The organism is Pseudomonas sp. LM13 (genome assembly GCF_041381355.1).
Classification (GTDB): domain Bacteria; phylum Pseudomonadota; class Gammaproteobacteria; order Pseudomonadales; family Pseudomonadaceae; genus Stutzerimonas; species Stutzerimonas frequens.
In genome coordinates this window covers 1-15,041 of the sequence record NZ_JACBXH010000061.1, presented here as the reverse complement: position 1 = coordinate 15,041, position 15,041 = coordinate 1, and the positions used below count along the sequence as shown (strand labels likewise).

The following is a 15,041-nucleotide window of genomic DNA, read 5'->3' as shown; positions in this document are numbered from 1 at the left end:
CGCCGGAGACGTAGCGGGTCATCAGGCTCAGTCCCGGAATGCCCATGGCGGCGAAGTCGTAGTCATAACGGACCTGCCAGGAACGTTCGTCCTGGTTGCCGAAGTCGTTGATCTGCAGCAGGTTGATCAGCGCATTGTCGCCACCGGCGACGTAGGCGAAGCCGGTATCGCCGCTCATGTGCTGGTAACCGCCGGTGAAGGCATGACCGCCATGCTTGTAGGTGAACAGCGCGCCGAAGGCATCGTTGTCGACGTTGCTGCCGCCGTCGTCGGTGGAGCGCACATAGCGCAGGTCGGTCTTGAAGCTCTGCTTATCGCCGAGCGGCAGCACGTGCACGACGTTGAAGTTGTGCTGGTCGTAGATGCCGTCCAGTCCGCCGTAGTAGTAGCTGGTGGCAAGCTGCGGCGACCAGTCGTAACGCCCGCCGGCGAAGCGGAACTCGTCGCTCGTGGTATTGCTGCCAAGGGTGATGTTGCGCAGCCCGCCGTTGAACACCGTCATCTCTTCGTAGTTGGACGAGTCGCGGTAGCTCGTGCGATCGAGCATGCCGAGATCCAGCGTGAGGCCTGCGACCTCCTTGCTCTGCAGCCAGGCGCCGCGATAGATGTTCGGCAGCAGGCGGCTGTCATTGCGCATCAGCACCGGAATCACCGGTTGCAGGGTCCCCACGTGCAGCGTGGTGGCGGACAGCTTGGCCTTCACCGTCAGGCCTGCCGTGCCGTAGTCGTCCGCCGGTTCACCGGAAGCCGAGCGTGGCAGCAGGCCGGTGCCGCCGCGACCGGAGCCGGAGTCGAGCTTGACGCCGAGCAGGCCGATGGCATCCAGACCGAAGCCGACCGGGCCTTCGGTGTAGCCGGACTCCATTTTCAGCATGAAGCCCTGGGCCCACTCCTCGGCCTTGGACTGAGCGGCGCCAGACTGGCGGAAGTCGCGGTTCATGTAGAAGTTGCGCAGGTCGATGCTGGCCTTGCTGTCTTCGATGAAGGCGGCGCTGGCGGGGCTGGTGGCGATCACTACGGCGCCGCCGCAGAGGATGTGGCAGAGGGATTTGTGGTGCAGTCGCATGGTGTTTCCTCTTGTTGTTGTTTTGGGCCGCTCTCGGGCGGCTACAGGGCATAGAGCGAAAGGCGTGCCAGTCGCGGAAATGGTCGGTCTGTTCGGCTGTAGGCCTCGCGCCAGAGCGACTGCGCGGCTCAGTGGCATGCTTTGGGCACGGTATGAAAAGCGTCCGGCAGGCTGGACATGTATGGCGCGCAGCCAGCTTTGGCGAGGCGGTGTCCAGCGCGGCGGACGGTTGGAGGAGGGCGCCGGCCGGGGAGCCGGCGCCGGTTCAGGTGCTAGCGGATGCCCTTGCGGCTCTTCACGCAGACGAAGCTCGATGCGGCATTGACGTCGCCTTTGCCGACGTACTTCGGCCAGCCGGGGTATTCGCACAGCGGGCGGGTGCGGCCGGGAACTCCGACGCTATCGGCGACGATCTGCTTGCGTGGCGGTTGGCCCTGCTCGACCCATTGTTCCAGCGCGGTCAGCGAATCCCAGGCGGCGCTGAACACCGTGCTGGCGGCGTGGCCGTAGCCGGGGATCTCGTAGTAGCGCAGGAAGTGCTTGGCCTTGCCCGGGCCCATGTCGCGGCGCACACGCTCGTAGTACTCGGCGGTGGCGCGGGTGCTCACCAGCTGGTCGGAAGTGCCATGGGCCATGAGGATCTTGCCGCCGTTGCGGGCAAAGGCGGTGAGGTCGGTCTGGTTGACGTCCTGGCGCAGCGACAGCTCGCTGATGCGCGCCTGCCATGGGGCGGGGTTCTGCGGGTCGAGGGTCAGCGAATTGAACGTGGGGTTGCGCGTCACGAAGAAGCGCACCCATTCATCCCAGAAGCCCGAATGGTAGGGCGCGCCCTCGGCGAAGCCGGTGCCGTGCACGGGCATCGGGTAGCTCGGCTGCAGGGTGTTGAGGCCGAGGCGGTTGACCACCAGCTGCACGCCTTCACCCGGCCGGCCGAGGTCGGTGCCCCAGGTGTTGAAGCCGGGGTAGTGGGTTTCGCCGCTGGCCAGCGGGAAGTTGAAGCGGATCGGGCTGTTGAACACCCGCAGCGCCTGGATCTGCGCATCCGACAGGCAACGCTGCGAGGTGTCGGCACCGCCCGGGCAACGCAGCGGTTTGCCGTTGAGCTTGGCGCGGGCGGGGTCGAACTGCGCATTGCACGCGGCCTGATGGCTGATCACGCCGTCGCGCACGCCGTCCAGTCCGTCACAGGCCTGCATCGCGGCTTCCAGCAGTGCGGCACGTTTCTCCAGGCTGGGAAAGGCGCCGGGCTGGGCGAGGGCGCGGGTGATGCGGCCGAACTGCAGGTCCAGCGCCAGCGCGTTGTAGGCGGGGTATAGGACGATGGCGCCGTTGAAGTCGGTCGGCCATTGCTGCACCACGGCCAGCGCCTCGCGGCCACCGGTGGAGCCACCAGCGAAATAGCTGCGCTCGGGCGTGGCGCCGTAGCGTTGTTCGATCAGGTAGACGGCGGCATCGCGGGTTTTCTTCAGCGCATCGTGGGCGTAGTTGGCCAGGGCTTCGTCGTTCCAGGCGAAGGAGCCGGGGCTGAGCGGATCGGCCACATGCCCGGAATCGCTGCCGAACACCGCGTAGCCACGGCCGAGCGGCGTGGGTTGATCCAGCGGGCCGGCGGGGACGTTGCCGGCGACGTTCGGCACCGTGCCGTTGTAACCGCCGCCGCCGAACATCATCGCCTTGCGGTTCCATTGTTCGGGCAGCACCAGGCGCATGCGGATTGCCGGTGCGGCGGGATCGACCGGGCGAATCTCGGCGCTGACATCGCAATAGGCGCCGAACGTCTGCGGGGCGCTGCCGCCGGCGCCCACCGGGGTCGCCGCCGTGACGCGGGCGCCGCTGGTAGGTAGGCCGATGGCCTCGGCCGGAATCTCGCGACCGAGCAGCTCGGTGCAGGTCGCCGCCTGGGCGGACTGGCTGGCCAGCAGTGCCAGGGCGAGGGAGGCCAGGGGCAGGGAACAGCGCGCAAGCGAATTGCAGGATGGATGCATCATTGAGGCTTTCCTTCTTCTTGTTTTCGGGCCGTGCGCCACACGGGCGCAACGGCGGTCAAGCCAATGCCATGCCACCGCCGTGGGCGGGCGCGCAGCAGGCGATGGCCGGTCGCTGCGGCTTGGGCGAAGGCTCTAGCTCAGGGGGAAAGTCGGAAGCGCAGCAGGCTGCGGGATGGCCGAAGGACTGGAAGCGGCGAAGAAAGGTGTCCGGCGCGCTGGACGACTGTCCGCCGCGCCGGACACTCAGGTGGCTAGTTGTAGCGGCCGTTCAGCCCCCCGACGCTGTAGCGCCCAGCGCCGAGCAGCAGGATGGCCAGCGAGCCGAACAGGAACAGACCCTGCAGTTCGATGGCCCAGCCGCCCATCGGCCCGATGTCGAACAGCTCGGCCCGGTGCGCCAGGGCGAGGGCGACGACCATATTGCCCAGCATCAGCAGGGCGCCGAGGCGGGTATACAGGCCGACGATCACCAGCAGCGGCCCGACCACCTCACCCAGGTAGACGCCGTAGGCGAGAAACGTCGGCAGCCCCATGCCGGCCAGCATGCCGCCGATACCGTCGACGCCATGCAGCAGCTTGTGGATGCCATGCAGCAGCATCAGTACGCCGACCGAGAGCCTGAGAACGAGTTTGCCTGCATCGTCTGTCATCTTCGCGCATCCCAGTTGCGGCGCCGGGAGTCGGCGGCCCTGACTCCAATGTAGATCAGCCGCTGTGACATTGCCGCGTCGCGGTTGGCGCCAACCCGCGCGTTAGGCCGCTCAGCGCTGGCTCAGGCCATGCTGCTGCAGCTTGCTGTAGAGGCTGGCGCGGGAGATGCCGAGCTCCATGGCGGCGCGCCGACGGTTGCCCTTGCAGGCGGCCAGTGCGCTCTGCAGGGCGCGCCGCTCGGCCTGGGCGAGGGTCTGCGCCAGCGGTTGCAGCGGCAGTTCTTCGCTCGGCGCCGCCTCGGTCGGCAGGGCAGCGCTTGGCGCGCTTGACGCATAGGCCGGCGCGTCGGCCGAGCGCGCCTGTTCGCCCAGCAGCGGCAGCAGGTGCGCAGCCTGCAGCTGCGGGCCATCGGCGGACAGTTGCGCGCGCTCCAGCAGGTTGCCCAGCTCGCGCACGTTGCCGCGCCAGGGTTGCGCGCAGAGCAGCGCCAGCGCCTCGGGGCTCAGCTCCATCGGCGGTTGGCCGGAGCGGTTGGCGATGTCGTCCAGCAGGTGCTCGACCACGGCGGGGATGTCGCTGGCGCGCTCGCGCAACGGCGGCACGCGCAGGGCCAGGACGTTGAGGCGGTAGTAGAGGTCATCGCGGAACTGGCCGGCGGCAACCTTGGCTTCCAGGTCGATATGGGTCGCGGCGATCACCCGCACGTTGAGCGCCTTGACCTGGTTGGAGCCCAGCGGCTCGACCTCCTGCTCCTGCAGCACGCGCAGCAGCTTGGCCTGCAGCGGCAGCGGCAGGTCGCCGATCTCGTCGAGGAACAGCGTGCCGCCGTTGGCCACCTCGAACTTGCCGATGCGCGCCTTGCGGTCGGCACCGGTAAAGGCGCCGGGGGCGGTGCCGAACAGCTCGGCTTCCACCAGGCTTTCCGGAATCGCCGCGACGTTGACCGCGACGAAGGGCCCGCGCGCCCGCGGCGAGAGGTTATGGATGCCCTGGGCCAGCAGCTCCTTGCCGGTGCCGGTCTCGCCACGCAGCAGCACCGTGGCATCGAGCTGCGCGGCGCGCCGGGCCTGACGCTTGATTTCGCTGGCAGCCGGGCTGTTGCCGATGAAACCGGCGATGGTGTAACGCGCCCGGCGTGCCTTGGCCAGTTCGTTCTGGGTGGCGACCAGCTGGGTCTGCAGGCTGGTGTACTTGGACATCAGCGGCTTGAGGTGGCGAGCGCGGTCGAACAGCACGAAGCCCAGCGCGCCGACCAGGGTGCCGTCCTCGTCGCGCAGTGGGATGCGGGTGACCACGAAGTGCTCGTCGCCGAAGGCCATCAGGTCGAGCATGCTCGGCTGGCCGCTTTCCACCACCTCGCGCAGGCGGCTGGCCGGCAGCACTTCCTCGATCTTCTTGCCGAGCACGCTGGACGGATCGCGAATGCCGACCTTCTCGGCGTACTTGTCGTTGATCCAGACGATGCGCGCCTGACGGTTGACCGCGATGGTGCCCTCACACTGCGCGTTGAGGTGATCGAACAACAGAGGCACGGCCACGGCACGGAAACGTTCCGGGGATACGCCGACGATCAGGCCGTGGTTGTCGAGTGCGTCGCGGGCAATGCTCATGGGCAGTCAGGGTCCGTTCTGGAGCGGCCGATTATGGTTGGCCCCGGCTGCCACGGGCAAGGCAACCGGGACATGCTCAGGGCTGGGAGTACACTTCGTTGGGCAGCCAGGTGGCCAGCGGTGCGAAATAGAACACCAGGGCCAGGCCGAGCAGCTGGATGAGGATATAGGGCAGCACGCCGAGGTAGACATCGCGGGTAGTGATGCCCGGTGGGCAGACGCCCTTGATGTAGAACAGCGCGAAGCCCACCGGCGGTGTGAGGAACGAGGTCTGCAGGCACAGCGCGAAGAGAATCGCGAACCACAGCGGATCGACGCCCATGGAGAACAGTACCGGCGCCACCAGCGGCAGGATGATCAGGGTGATCTCCACCCAGTCGAGGAAGAACCCCAGCAGGAAGGTGATCGCCAGCACCGTGAGCAGCACGCCGGTCTGGCCGAACGGCAGGCCGGTGAGCGCCGCGCGGATCACATCGTCGCCACCCAGGCCGCGCAGCACGGCGGCGAATACCGTGGCGCCGATGAAGATGCCGAAGATGAACGCGGCGGTGCGGCTGGTCTGATACAGCGCATCCTTGAGCACCGGCAGGCTCAGCCGGCGGCTACCGGCGGCCATCAGCAACGCACCGAAGGCGCCCACTGCCGAAGCCTCGGTGGTGGTGGCGATGCCGAAGAAGATCGAGCCGAGCACGGCGAAGATCAGCGCCAGCGGCGGCACCACGGCCCAGAACACGTCGAGCAGGGCACGGCCGTCGAGCTTCGGCCGGTTGACCGGGGCCGGGGCGAAATCTTTTTTCAGCCAGGCGGTGATGACGATGTACAGCACGTACATCAGCGCCAGCATCATTCCCGGAATCAGCGCGCCCATGAACAGCTTGCCCACCGAAGCCTCCGAGGTGCCGAGGCGGTCGGCCATCAGCACCAGCATGATGCTCGGCGGAATCAGAATGCCCAGCGTACCCACCGAGCAGGCAGTGCCCACCGCCAGGCTCTTGTTGTAGTTGGCTTGCAGCATCGGCCCGATGGAGAGCATGCCGAGCAGCGCCACCGAGGCGCCGACGATGCCGGTGGAGGCGGCGAGCAGGATGCCGACCACCACCACCGTCACCGCATAGCCGCCGCGCAGCGGGCCGAGCACGCGCACCAGGCTGTGCATCAGACGCTCGGCAATGCCGGAGCGGTCGAGCATGATGCCCATGAAGATGAACAGCGGCAGGGCAACCATCAGCTCATTGGCGACGATGCCGTAGATGCGCGCGTCGAGCACGCCGATGGTGCCGTCCCAGGTGAACCAGAGATTGGCGTCGAAGTGTTCGACCAGCACATAGCCGAGCACGGCGAACAGCAGGCCGATGCCGGCCAGCGACCAGGCGACCGGGAAGCCGAGCAGCAGCAGGCCCATGAAGCTGGCGAACATGGCGATGACGAGGATTTCTTCCAGACCCATGATTGCGACTACTCCATCAGGGCTGCGAACGAGTGCGGTCGCGCTCGTCCGAGGGGGCCGTCAGGGCCCGCGGGAAATTGAACAGCAGGGTGCTGCAGCGCAACGCGCGGGACAGCAGCGCCAGCGCCACCAGCGCAAGGCCAATGGGCAGCACGCTCTTGAAGATGAAGCGATGGGGCAGCCCGCTGGGCGCCTGGGAGCGCTCGCTGTAGAGGTAGGCCTTGTAGGCGTAGGGAATCAGCGCATCGATCATCAGCGCGATCACCGGCAGGGCCAGCAGGGCGATGGCCAGCAGCTCGATCCAGGCCTGGCTGCGCAGGCTGAAGCGTTCGCGTAGCACGTCGACTCGCACATGGTCGTCGCGCACCACGGCGTAGGCGAGGGCGAGCATCAGGGCGGCGCCGAACAGGTGCCAGGACAGTTCCTCCAGCGCGATGGAACCGCGCGAGAGGGCAAAGCGGCTGAACACGTTGGCCAGCACGACCAGCAGAACCGCCAGCCAGAGCCAGGCGCTGGCTTCGCCGATGGCCACCAGCAGGCGATCCAGCGGCCGCGAGATGCGGTTGTACGGCAGCGCGTCGGGCGCTGGCGCATCGGGAGAGACGGGCTTGAAGGACACGACGGACCTCGGAATCTCGGCACAGGTGATGAACGCGGGCACGTCGCCGTGCCCGCTGGCTTAGGCGCAGCTGTTAGTCGTACTTGTGGAAGTCGCGCGGCAGATAGCCCATGCCGTGCCAGATCGAGTGGTGCTGCATGAACTCACGCTGGCTGGTCAGCACGCGCTTGAACATCTCGTCCTTGGCGGCCATCTCGTCGAGCACCTCGTCGGTGACCTTTTGCAGCTCGCGCAGTACCGGCTCAGGCAGCACCTGGGCCTTCACTCCCTGCTTCTGGTAGTCACGCAGCGCGGTCGGCTGGGCCCACTCGCTTTCGGCAAAGCCCTTGAGCGTGGCCGACTCGCAACCCATCTCGATGAGTGCGCGGCTTTCCGGCGCGAGCTTGTCCCAGACGTCCTTGTTCACCAGCAGGTGCGAGGTGGTCAGTGTCTGGTGCCAGCCGGGCATGATGTAGTTTTTGATGATCTGGTCCAGGCCGAGCATCTTGTCCACCGCCGGCTGCGAGAACTCGGTGGCGTCGATGGTCTTGCGCTCCAGCGCCTGGTAGATCTCGCCGCCCGGCACCATGGTCACCGAGGCGCCGAGCTTTTCCAGCACCTTGCCGCCGATACCGGCGAAGCGGATGCGCAGGCCGTCGAAGTCGTCCAGCTTCTCGATGGGCTTGGCGAACCAGCCGGCGCCTTCCGGGCCGATGATGCTGCACAGCATTGGGTGGATATTGCGCTCGGCGTAGATCTCCTCGAGCAGCTTCTTGCCGTCACCCTGGTAGTACCAGGCCAGGTGCGCCGGCGGCTCCATGTTGAACGGCGCGCCGGAGTACAGCGGCAGGGCCGGGATGGTGCCCTGGTCGTAGCCGATCCAGGTGTAGCCGGCCGGGTACTTGCCGCTGCTCACCGCATCCATGATCTCGAACGGCGGCACCAGCTCGCCCGGCTCGTAGTGACGCAGCTGGATGTCGCCGCCGGACACGGCCTTGAGCGATTCGGAGAGGTGCTTGACCGGAGTGGAGAGGCCGATCAGGTGGGAAGGGAAGGCCAGCGGCACCTGCCAGCGGATCTTTTCCGCGGCGCTGGCGACGCCACTGAGCAGGCTGGCGCCGAGCAGGGTGGTGGCACCGATGGCGCAGGCGATACGGGAGAGTTTGTTCTTGGTCGACATGCAGGTTTCCTTCTTGTTGTTGTTCTGGTGCCCGAGGGCGGACGCGTAACCGCCCGTGGGTCGAGGGCGTTAACAGGCCAGAACAAGAACAGAGGCCGAGCCGATGCTGCCGATCCGGCGCCAGTCTTGTTCTTTGGTTTGTTCTGGCGTCGCAGGGTGGACTGCAGGTTCTGTGCCTATCGCCCGCGAACGAGGAAAGGCGCGGTCTGCAGCGCTATTGGAGTGATTGCAGGACGATAGCGGTGTCCGCTGCGACAGACACTGCCCGGTTGGATATGCGGCAGTGTCCGGAATTCTGGAACATGTCCATATCCGTGGACAGGCGCAATGGCTGACTGGCGGACAAAACAAATCCGGCGTTGCGCGGGGCGCGACGCCGGATGAGAGGAGTAAAGCGGAGGGCGTGCGATCAGCTGGCCGCTTGCTTGGCCAATGTGCTTTCCAGGGCGCTGCGGCAGCGCTCTTCGGCGGTGTCCAGCTCCAGCTGCATCTGCTGGATGTCGAGCAGCTGCTGCTCCAGCTGCTGGCGCCGCTCGGCGATCATCTGCAGCATGATGTTCAGCTGCTTCTGGTTGCCGGCCTTGGGGTCGTAGAGCTCGATCAGCGTCTTGCATTCGGCCAGCGAAAAGCCGATGCGCTTGCCGCGCAGGATCAGCTTCAGCGCGACGCGATCCTTGGGTGAATAGATGCGTTCCTGACCGCGACGGGTCGGGGTGAGCATGCCCTGCTCTTCATAGAAGCGGATGGCGCGAGTGGTGATGTCCAGCTCATTGGCCAGGTCGGAAATACTGTAGGTCTGTTTCGCCATGATTCCTTCCGATCATCCTCTGTCGCGCCCGGTGATCCGGGCGCGTGTCTGCCAGCATGCCCTGCCGCGATGGCGCGTTCAGGCGCGTTCGACTGCCAAGGCTACTCCCTGGCCACCACCGATGCACAGTGTTGCCAGGCCCTTGCGAACGTCGCGGCGCTGCATCTCGTGCAGCAGGGTCACCAGGATACGGCAGCCCGAGGCGCCGATCGGGTGGCCGAGGGCGATGGCGCCGCCGTTCACGTTGACCTTATCGGCATCCCAGCCCAATTCCTTACCTACCGACAGCGCCTGCACGGCGAAGGCTTCGTTGGCTTCGATCAGGTCCAGCTCGGCCAGCGTCCAGCCGGCCTTTTCCAGGCAGCGACGGGTGGCGGTGACCGGGCCGATGCCCATGATCGCCGGGTCGACGCCGGCGTTGGCGTAGCCGGCGATCTTGGCCAGCACCGGCAGGCCCAGGGCCTCGGCCTTGCTGGCGCTCATCAGCACCACCGCGGCGGCGCCGTCGTTGAGGGTCGAGGCGTTGCCGGCGGTGACGCAGCCGTCCTTCTTGAAGGCTGCACGCAGGCCGCCGAGGGATTCGGCCGTGGTGCCGGCGCGCGGCTGCTCGTCACGGGCGAAGGCGACCGGGTCGCCCTTGCGCTGGGGAATCATGACCGGGGTGATCTCGGCATCGAAGCGGCCGCTTTCGATGGCCGCCGCGGCGCGCTGCTGCGACTGCGCGGCGAAGGCGTCCTGCTGGGCGCGGTCGATGCCGTATTTGTCGGCCAGGTTCTCCGCGGTGATGCCCATGTGGTAGTCGTTGAAGGCGTCCCACAGGCCGTCGGTAATCATGGTATCGACGATCTGCGCGTGGCCCATGCGCAGGCCGGTGCGTGCGCCGGGCAGAACGTAGGGCGCCAGGCTCATGTTCTCCATGCCGCCGGCGATGACCACTTCGGCATCGCCGCAGCGGATCGCCTGCACGGCCAGATGCACGGCCTTGAGGCCCGAGCCGCATACCTTGTTCAGCGTCATGGACGGTACCGCGTGGGGCAGGCCGGCCTTGATCGAGGCCTGGCGCGCGGTGTTCTGCCCGGCGCCGGCGGTGAGCACATGGCCGAGGATGACTTCATCGACCTGAGTCGGGTCGATGCCGGTCTTTTCCAGCAGGGCGCGGATCACGGTGGCGCCCAGTTCGACTGCCGGCACATTGGCTAGCGAGCCCTGGAAACTGCCGATGGCGGTGCGGGTTGCAGCTACGATGACGACGTCTTGCATGACGGACTCCGAATAAAAAAGCGCTACGCCGGAGCGTAACGCGAGGACCAGGCACACGGCCTGGCTCCGGGAAAGGGTGCCCTCGAACGACAGGGGGCAAGCCGTTGGTCAGCGCGCTGGCAGACCGGTCGATGCCGCAGTATACGGGCGCCTGGGTGACTGGCCAGTGCTGGCGCGCCGCCGGCGCGGGGCGTTCGCGGCAGGCGGGAAGACGCGGCGGGCAAGGGGTGCTCCGGCGTGCTTCCCGCACCCAGACTTCAGCGCTGGATCGGGCAGCCGGTGGCCGCTTGCAGCTCCTCGAAGCTGACGCCTTCGGCCAGCTCCACCAGCTTCAGGCCCTGCTCGGTGACGTCCAGCACGCCGAGGTCGGTGATGATCCGGTCGACCACGCCGAGGCCGGTGAGCGGCAGGTCGCAGGCCGGCAGGATCTTGTGCGCGCCGCCCTTGGCGGTGTGCTCCATCAGCACCACGACGCGCTTGACGCCGGCCACCAGGTCCATCGCGCCGCCCATGCCCTTGACCATCTTGCCGGGGATCATCCAGTTGGCCAGGTCGCCCTTTTCCGACACCTGCATGGCGCCGAGGATGGCCAGGTTGATGTGACCGCCGCGGATCATGGCGAAGCTCTGCGCGTTATCGAAGAAGCTCGAGCCGGGCAGGGCGGTGACGGTCTGCTTGCCGGCGTTGATCAGGTCCGGATCGATCTCTTCCTCGCTGGGGAAGGGGCCGATGCCGAGCAGGCCGTTCTCGCTCTGCAGCCAGACGTCCATGCCTTCGGGGATGTAGTTGGCGACCAGGGTCGGCAGGCCGATACCGAGGTTGACGTAGAAGCCGTCCTGCAGCTCCTGGGCGGCGCGTTGCGCCATCTGTTCACGTGTCCAGGCCATGGTCTCAGCTCCTCACCGTGCGTTTTTCGATGCGTTTTTCCGGGTTCGGGTTGTGCACGATGCGATGCACGTAGATACCCGGCAGGTGAATCTGGTCCGGGTCCAGCTCGCCGGTCTCGACGATCTCCTCCACCTCGACGACGCAGACCTCGCCGGCCATCGCTGCCAGCGGGTTGAAGTTGCGCGCGGTCTTGCGAAACAGCAGGTTGCCGGCCTTGTCGGCCTTCCATGCCTTGACCAGGGCCAGGTCCGCGGTCAGCGATTCTTCCATCACGTACCACTCGCCGTTGAACTGGCGGGTTTCCTTGCCTTCGGCCACCAGGGTGCCGTAGCCGGTCCTGGTGTAGAACGCCGGGATGCCCGCGCCGCCGGCACGCAGCTTCTCCGCCAGGGTGCCCTGCGGGGTGAACTCCAGGGCCAGCTCGCCGGCCAGGTACTGGCGCTCGAACTCCTTGTTCTCGCCCACGTAGGAAGAAATCATCTTGCTGATCTGCCGCGTCTCCAGCAGCAGGCCGAGGCCGAAACCGTCGACACCGGCGTTGTTGCTGATGGCAGTCAGGTCCTTCTTGCCGCTGTCGCGCAGCGCGCCGATCAGCTGCTCGGGGATGCCGCACAGGCCGAAGCCGCCGACGGCGATGGTCATGCCGTCCTGAACCAACCCTTCCAGGGCGTGGGCGGCGCTGGGGTAAATCTTGTTCATGAATTACCTCTACTTGTTGTTCTGTCCGTGCCGGGCGCTACCTGAATGGGCGCCCGACGAATAGGGTTTAGCAAGAACGGTGCCGCTAACCGGCCAGTCTGGCGCGGGCGACCCGCGAACCGTTGGCGCGCCCCAGCAGCTGGCTGATGCGCTGGCCGGCGGCGATCAGTGCGTCGAGGTCGATGCCGGTGGCTATGTCCAGCCCGTTGAACATGTACAGCACGTCTTCGCTGGCGACATTGCCGCTGGCGCCTTTGGCGTAAGGGCAACCGCCGAGGCCGGCAACCGAGCTGTCGAACACGGCGATGCCTTCCAAGAGGCTCGCATAGATATTCGCCAGCGCCTGGCCGTAGGTGTCGTGGAAATGCCCGGCCAACCGTTCGCGCGGCACTTCGCGGGCCACGGTATCGAACAGGGTGCGGGTCTTGCCCGGTGTGCCGGTGCCGATGGTGTCGCCCAGGGAAACCTCGTAGCAGCCCATGGCATACAGCTCGCGGGCCACTTCGGCGACCTTGGCTGGCGATACCTCACCCTCATAAGGGCAGCCGAGCACGCAGGAAACGTAGCCACGCACGCGAATGCCGTGCTCGCGGGCAGCCTCCATCAAAGGCGCGAAGCGTGCCAGGCTCTCGGCGATGGAGCAGTTGATGTTCTTCTGCGAGAAAGCTTCGGAGGCCGCACCGAACACCGCGACTTCCTTCACGCCGGCCTCGATGGCCGCCTCCAGGCCCTTCATGTTCGGCGTCAGCGCCGCGTAAGTGACCCCGGCCTTGCGCTGGATCTGCGCGAAGACTTCGGCGGAGCCCGCCATCTGTGGCACCCACTTGGGCGAGACGAAGCTGCCGACTTCGATATAGGCGAGGCCGGCGGCGCTGAGGTCGTCTACCAGGCGCACCTTGTCCGCCACGCTGATCGGCTGCTGCTCGTTCTGCAGACCGTCACGCGGGCCGACTTCCACCAGCCGGACCTGTTTGGGCAGGCTCATATGTCCTCCAGGGGGTGAACGCTTAGCGAGCCTTCACCCGTGTCGTTGAATTGTGGCGCCGCTGGTGGGCTAAAGCCCACCCTACGAAACCTGCACGCGTCCACCGTAGGGTGGGCTTCAGCCCACCGATGTCGCCGTGTGTCAGCCGAGGCGTCCGGCTTGTGCATCCTTCACGCCTCTTCCATCTCCAGCAGCACCGCGCCTTCGCTGACCATTTCGCCTTCGCTGCAGAACAGGCTCTTGACCACGCCGGCTTGGGCGCTGCGGATGCTGTGTTCCATCTTCATCGCTTCCAGGACGATCAGCGCGGTACCGGCTTCGACATGCTGACCGGCCTCCACCAGTACACGCACGATACTGCCGTTCATTGGCGCGGTTAGGCCGCCGTGATGCTGGTGGCTGGCCTCGGCTTCGGCGATGGGGTCGAACGCACGCACGGCCAGCCATTCGCCGTTCCACTGCAGGTACAGTGCATCGCCCTGGCGGATCGCCTTGGGCGTGCGGACGTTCTGCCGCGGCGCTGCCGGGTCGACCTTCAGCCGGCGGCTCTCGCCATTGCACTGCAGATGCAGGCTGACCTGCGCCGGCATGCCGAAACGCAGCCCGTTGCGCTTGGACCACGGCGAATGGGCATCGTCGTCGCGGACCGAGGTCGGCTCGCTCTGTACGAAGCACTCGGCAGCCTGCTGCCAGAAGGCATCGGACAGCTCGCCGGCCGGACGCAGCAGTTCGCTTTCGTGGCGCGGGATAAAGCCGGTATCCAGCTCGGCCTCGGCAAAGGCGCGATGGCCGACGACGCGGCGCAGAAACGCGAGGTTGGTGCGCACGCCGCCGACGGCGGTCTCGTCGAGCATGGTCAAGAGGCGCAGGCGCGCTTCCTCGCGGTTCTCGCCCCAGGCGATCAGCTTGCCGAGCATCGGATCGTAGAACGGCGACACGGTATCGCCCTCGGCGACGCCGCTGTCGACGCGACGGCCCGGACCATCCGCGGCTTCACGGTAGAGCTCGAGGGTGCCGGTGGCGGGAAGGAAATCGTTGTCCGGGTCTTCGGCGTACAGCCGCACCTCGATGGCGTGGCCGATCAGCGGCACCTGCTCCTGGCTGATCGGCAGCGGCTCGCCGCGGGCGACGCGAATCTGCCAGGCGACCAGATCGAGGCCGGTGATGGCCTCCGTGACCGGGTGCTCGACCTGCAGACGGGTGTTCATTTCCATGAAGAAGAATTCGCCACGGGCATCCAGCAGGAATTCCACGGTGCCGGCGCCGACGTAGCCGATGGCCTTGGCCGCCTTCACCGCGGCTTCGCCCATGGCACGGCGCAGCTCGGGGGACAGGCCGGGGGCAGGGGCCTCTTCGACCACCTTCTGATGGCGGCGCTGGATCGAGCAGTCGCGCTCATTCAGGTACAGGCAGTTGCCGTGCTGGTCGGCGAAGACCTGGATTTCCACATGGCGCGGCTTGAGCACGTATTTCTCGACCAGCATGCGCGAATCGCCGAACGACGACTGCGCCTCGCGCTGCGCGGACGCCAGCGCCTCGGTCAGGTCCGCCTCGCGCTCGACCACCTTCATGCCCTTGCCGCCGCCACCGGCGGTGGCCTTGAGCAGCACCGGGTAGCCGATCTTTTCCGCGGCAGCACGGAAGGTTTCCACGTCCTGCGCTTCGCCGTGGTAGCCGGGCACCAGCGGCACGCCGGCTTCTTCCATCAGCGCCTTGGCGGCGGACTTGCTGCCCATGGCGTCGATGGCGGAGGCGGGTGGGCCGAGGAAGATCAGCCCGGCCTGTTCGATGGCGCGGGCGAACTCGGCGTTCTCCGAGAGAAAGCCGTAGCCCGGGTGGATCGCCTGGGCGCCGCTGGCCT

The 15,041-nt window shown here is 66.8% G+C and carries 13 protein-coding genes; all 13 read right to left on the bottom strand.

The window, feature by feature from the left end:
- Positions 1-1,066 (bottom strand): OprD family porin (locus HZR81_RS22175; protein WP_500129284.1); only part of this gene is annotated, 1,066 nt, incomplete at its 3' end.
- Between the two features lie 272 nt (positions 1,067-1,338).
- Positions 1,339-3,054, bottom strand: a complete 1,716-nt coding sequence (locus tag HZR81_RS22170; protein ID WP_500129283.1) for a tannase/feruloyl esterase family alpha/beta hydrolase — start codon at positions 3,052-3,054, stop codon at positions 1,339-1,341.
- Between the two features lie 251 nt (positions 3,055-3,305).
- Positions 3,306-3,704, bottom strand: a complete 399-nt coding sequence (locus tag HZR81_RS22165; protein ID WP_500129282.1) for a DoxX family protein — start codon at positions 3,702-3,704, stop codon at positions 3,306-3,308.
- Positions 3,705-3,815: 111 nt separating this feature from the next.
- The gene (locus HZR81_RS22160; RefSeq protein ID WP_500129281.1) at positions 3,816-5,315 is read right to left on the bottom strand and encodes a sigma-54 interaction domain-containing protein; all 1,500 of its coding nucleotides are present in this window, start codon (positions 5,313-5,315) and stop codon (positions 3,816-3,818) included.
- Positions 5,316-5,391: 76 nt separating this feature from the next.
- Positions 5,392-6,762: a TRAP transporter large permease gene (locus HZR81_RS22155; RefSeq protein ID WP_011914297.1), complete on the bottom strand. Its 1,371-nt coding sequence runs from the start codon at positions 6,760-6,762 to the stop codon at positions 5,392-5,394.
- Positions 6,763-6,778: 16 nt separating this feature from the next.
- Positions 6,779-7,381: a TRAP transporter small permease subunit gene (locus HZR81_RS22150; protein WP_500129280.1), complete on the bottom strand. Its 603-nt coding sequence runs from the start codon at positions 7,379-7,381 to the stop codon at positions 6,779-6,781.
- Positions 7,382-7,454: 73 nt separating this feature from the next.
- Positions 7,455-8,540, bottom strand: a complete 1,086-nt coding sequence (locus HZR81_RS22145; protein WP_500129279.1) for a TRAP transporter substrate-binding protein — start codon at positions 8,538-8,540, stop codon at positions 7,455-7,457.
- A 409-nt stretch (positions 8,541-8,949) separates the two neighbouring features.
- Entirely contained in the window at positions 8,950-9,348 is a 399-nt protein-coding gene (locus tag HZR81_RS22140; protein WP_014597531.1) for a MerR family transcriptional regulator, read from the bottom strand.
- 78 nt (positions 9,349-9,426) lie between these two features.
- A complete protein-coding gene (locus HZR81_RS22135; protein WP_500129278.1) occupies positions 9,427-10,608 on the bottom strand; it encodes an acetyl-CoA C-acetyltransferase in 1,182 nt (393 codons plus the stop codon).
- A gap of 257 nt (positions 10,609-10,865) precedes the next feature.
- On the bottom strand, positions 10,866-11,495 hold the full coding sequence (locus tag HZR81_RS22130) for a CoA transferase subunit B (protein ID WP_013983790.1): 630 nt from the start codon (positions 11,493-11,495) through the stop codon (positions 10,866-10,868).
- Positions 11,496-11,499: 4 nt separating this feature from the next.
- Positions 11,500-12,195, bottom strand: a complete 696-nt coding sequence (locus HZR81_RS22125) for a CoA transferase subunit A (RefSeq protein ID WP_063540113.1) — start codon at positions 12,193-12,195, stop codon at positions 11,500-11,502.
- 85 nt (positions 12,196-12,280) lie between these two features.
- Complete coding sequence (locus tag HZR81_RS22120) at positions 12,281-13,180, bottom strand: hydroxymethylglutaryl-CoA lyase (RefSeq protein WP_500129277.1); 900 nt, start codon at positions 13,178-13,180, stop codon at positions 12,281-12,283.
- Between the two features lie 170 nt (positions 13,181-13,350).
- On the bottom strand, positions 13,351-15,041 hold a 1,691-nt coding region (locus tag HZR81_RS22115; protein WP_500129276.1), incomplete at its 5' end, for an acetyl/propionyl/methylcrotonyl-CoA carboxylase subunit alpha.

What these genes read in the sequence shown, in the direction of transcription:
- HZR81_RS22170 (WP_500129283.1), bottom strand. Translation starts at nt 3,054, where the DNA reads ATGATGCATCCATCCTGCAATTCGCTTGCGCGCTGTTCCCTGCCCCTG.
- HZR81_RS22165 (WP_500129282.1), bottom strand. Translation starts at nt 3,704, where the DNA reads ATGACAGACGATGCAGGCAAACTCGTTCTCAGGCTCTCGGTCGGCGTA.
- HZR81_RS22160 (WP_500129281.1), bottom strand. Translation starts at nt 5,315, where the DNA reads ATGAGCATTGCCCGCGACGCACTCGACAACCACGGCCTGATCGTCGGC.
- HZR81_RS22155 (WP_011914297.1), bottom strand. Translation starts at nt 6,762, where the DNA reads ATGGGTCTGGAAGAAATCCTCGTCATCGCCATGTTCGCCAGCTTCATG.
- HZR81_RS22145 (WP_500129279.1), bottom strand. Translation starts at nt 8,540, where the DNA reads ATGTCGACCAAGAACAAACTCTCCCGTATCGCCTGCGCCATCGGTGCC.
- HZR81_RS22140 (WP_014597531.1), bottom strand. Translation starts at nt 9,348, where the DNA reads ATGGCGAAACAGACCTACAGTATTTCCGACCTGGCCAATGAGCTGGAC.
- HZR81_RS22135 (WP_500129278.1), bottom strand. Translation starts at nt 10,608, where the DNA reads ATGCAAGACGTCGTCATCGTAGCTGCAACCCGCACCGCCATCGGCAGT.
- HZR81_RS22130 (WP_013983790.1), bottom strand. Translation starts at nt 11,495, where the DNA reads ATGGCCTGGACACGTGAACAGATGGCGCAACGCGCCGCCCAGGAGCTG.
- HZR81_RS22125 (WP_063540113.1), bottom strand. Translation starts at nt 12,195, where the DNA reads ATGAACAAGATTTACCCCAGCGCCGCCCACGCCCTGGAAGGGTTGGTT.
- HZR81_RS22120 (WP_500129277.1), bottom strand. Translation starts at nt 13,180, where the DNA reads ATGAGCCTGCCCAAACAGGTCCGGCTGGTGGAAGTCGGCCCGCGTGAC.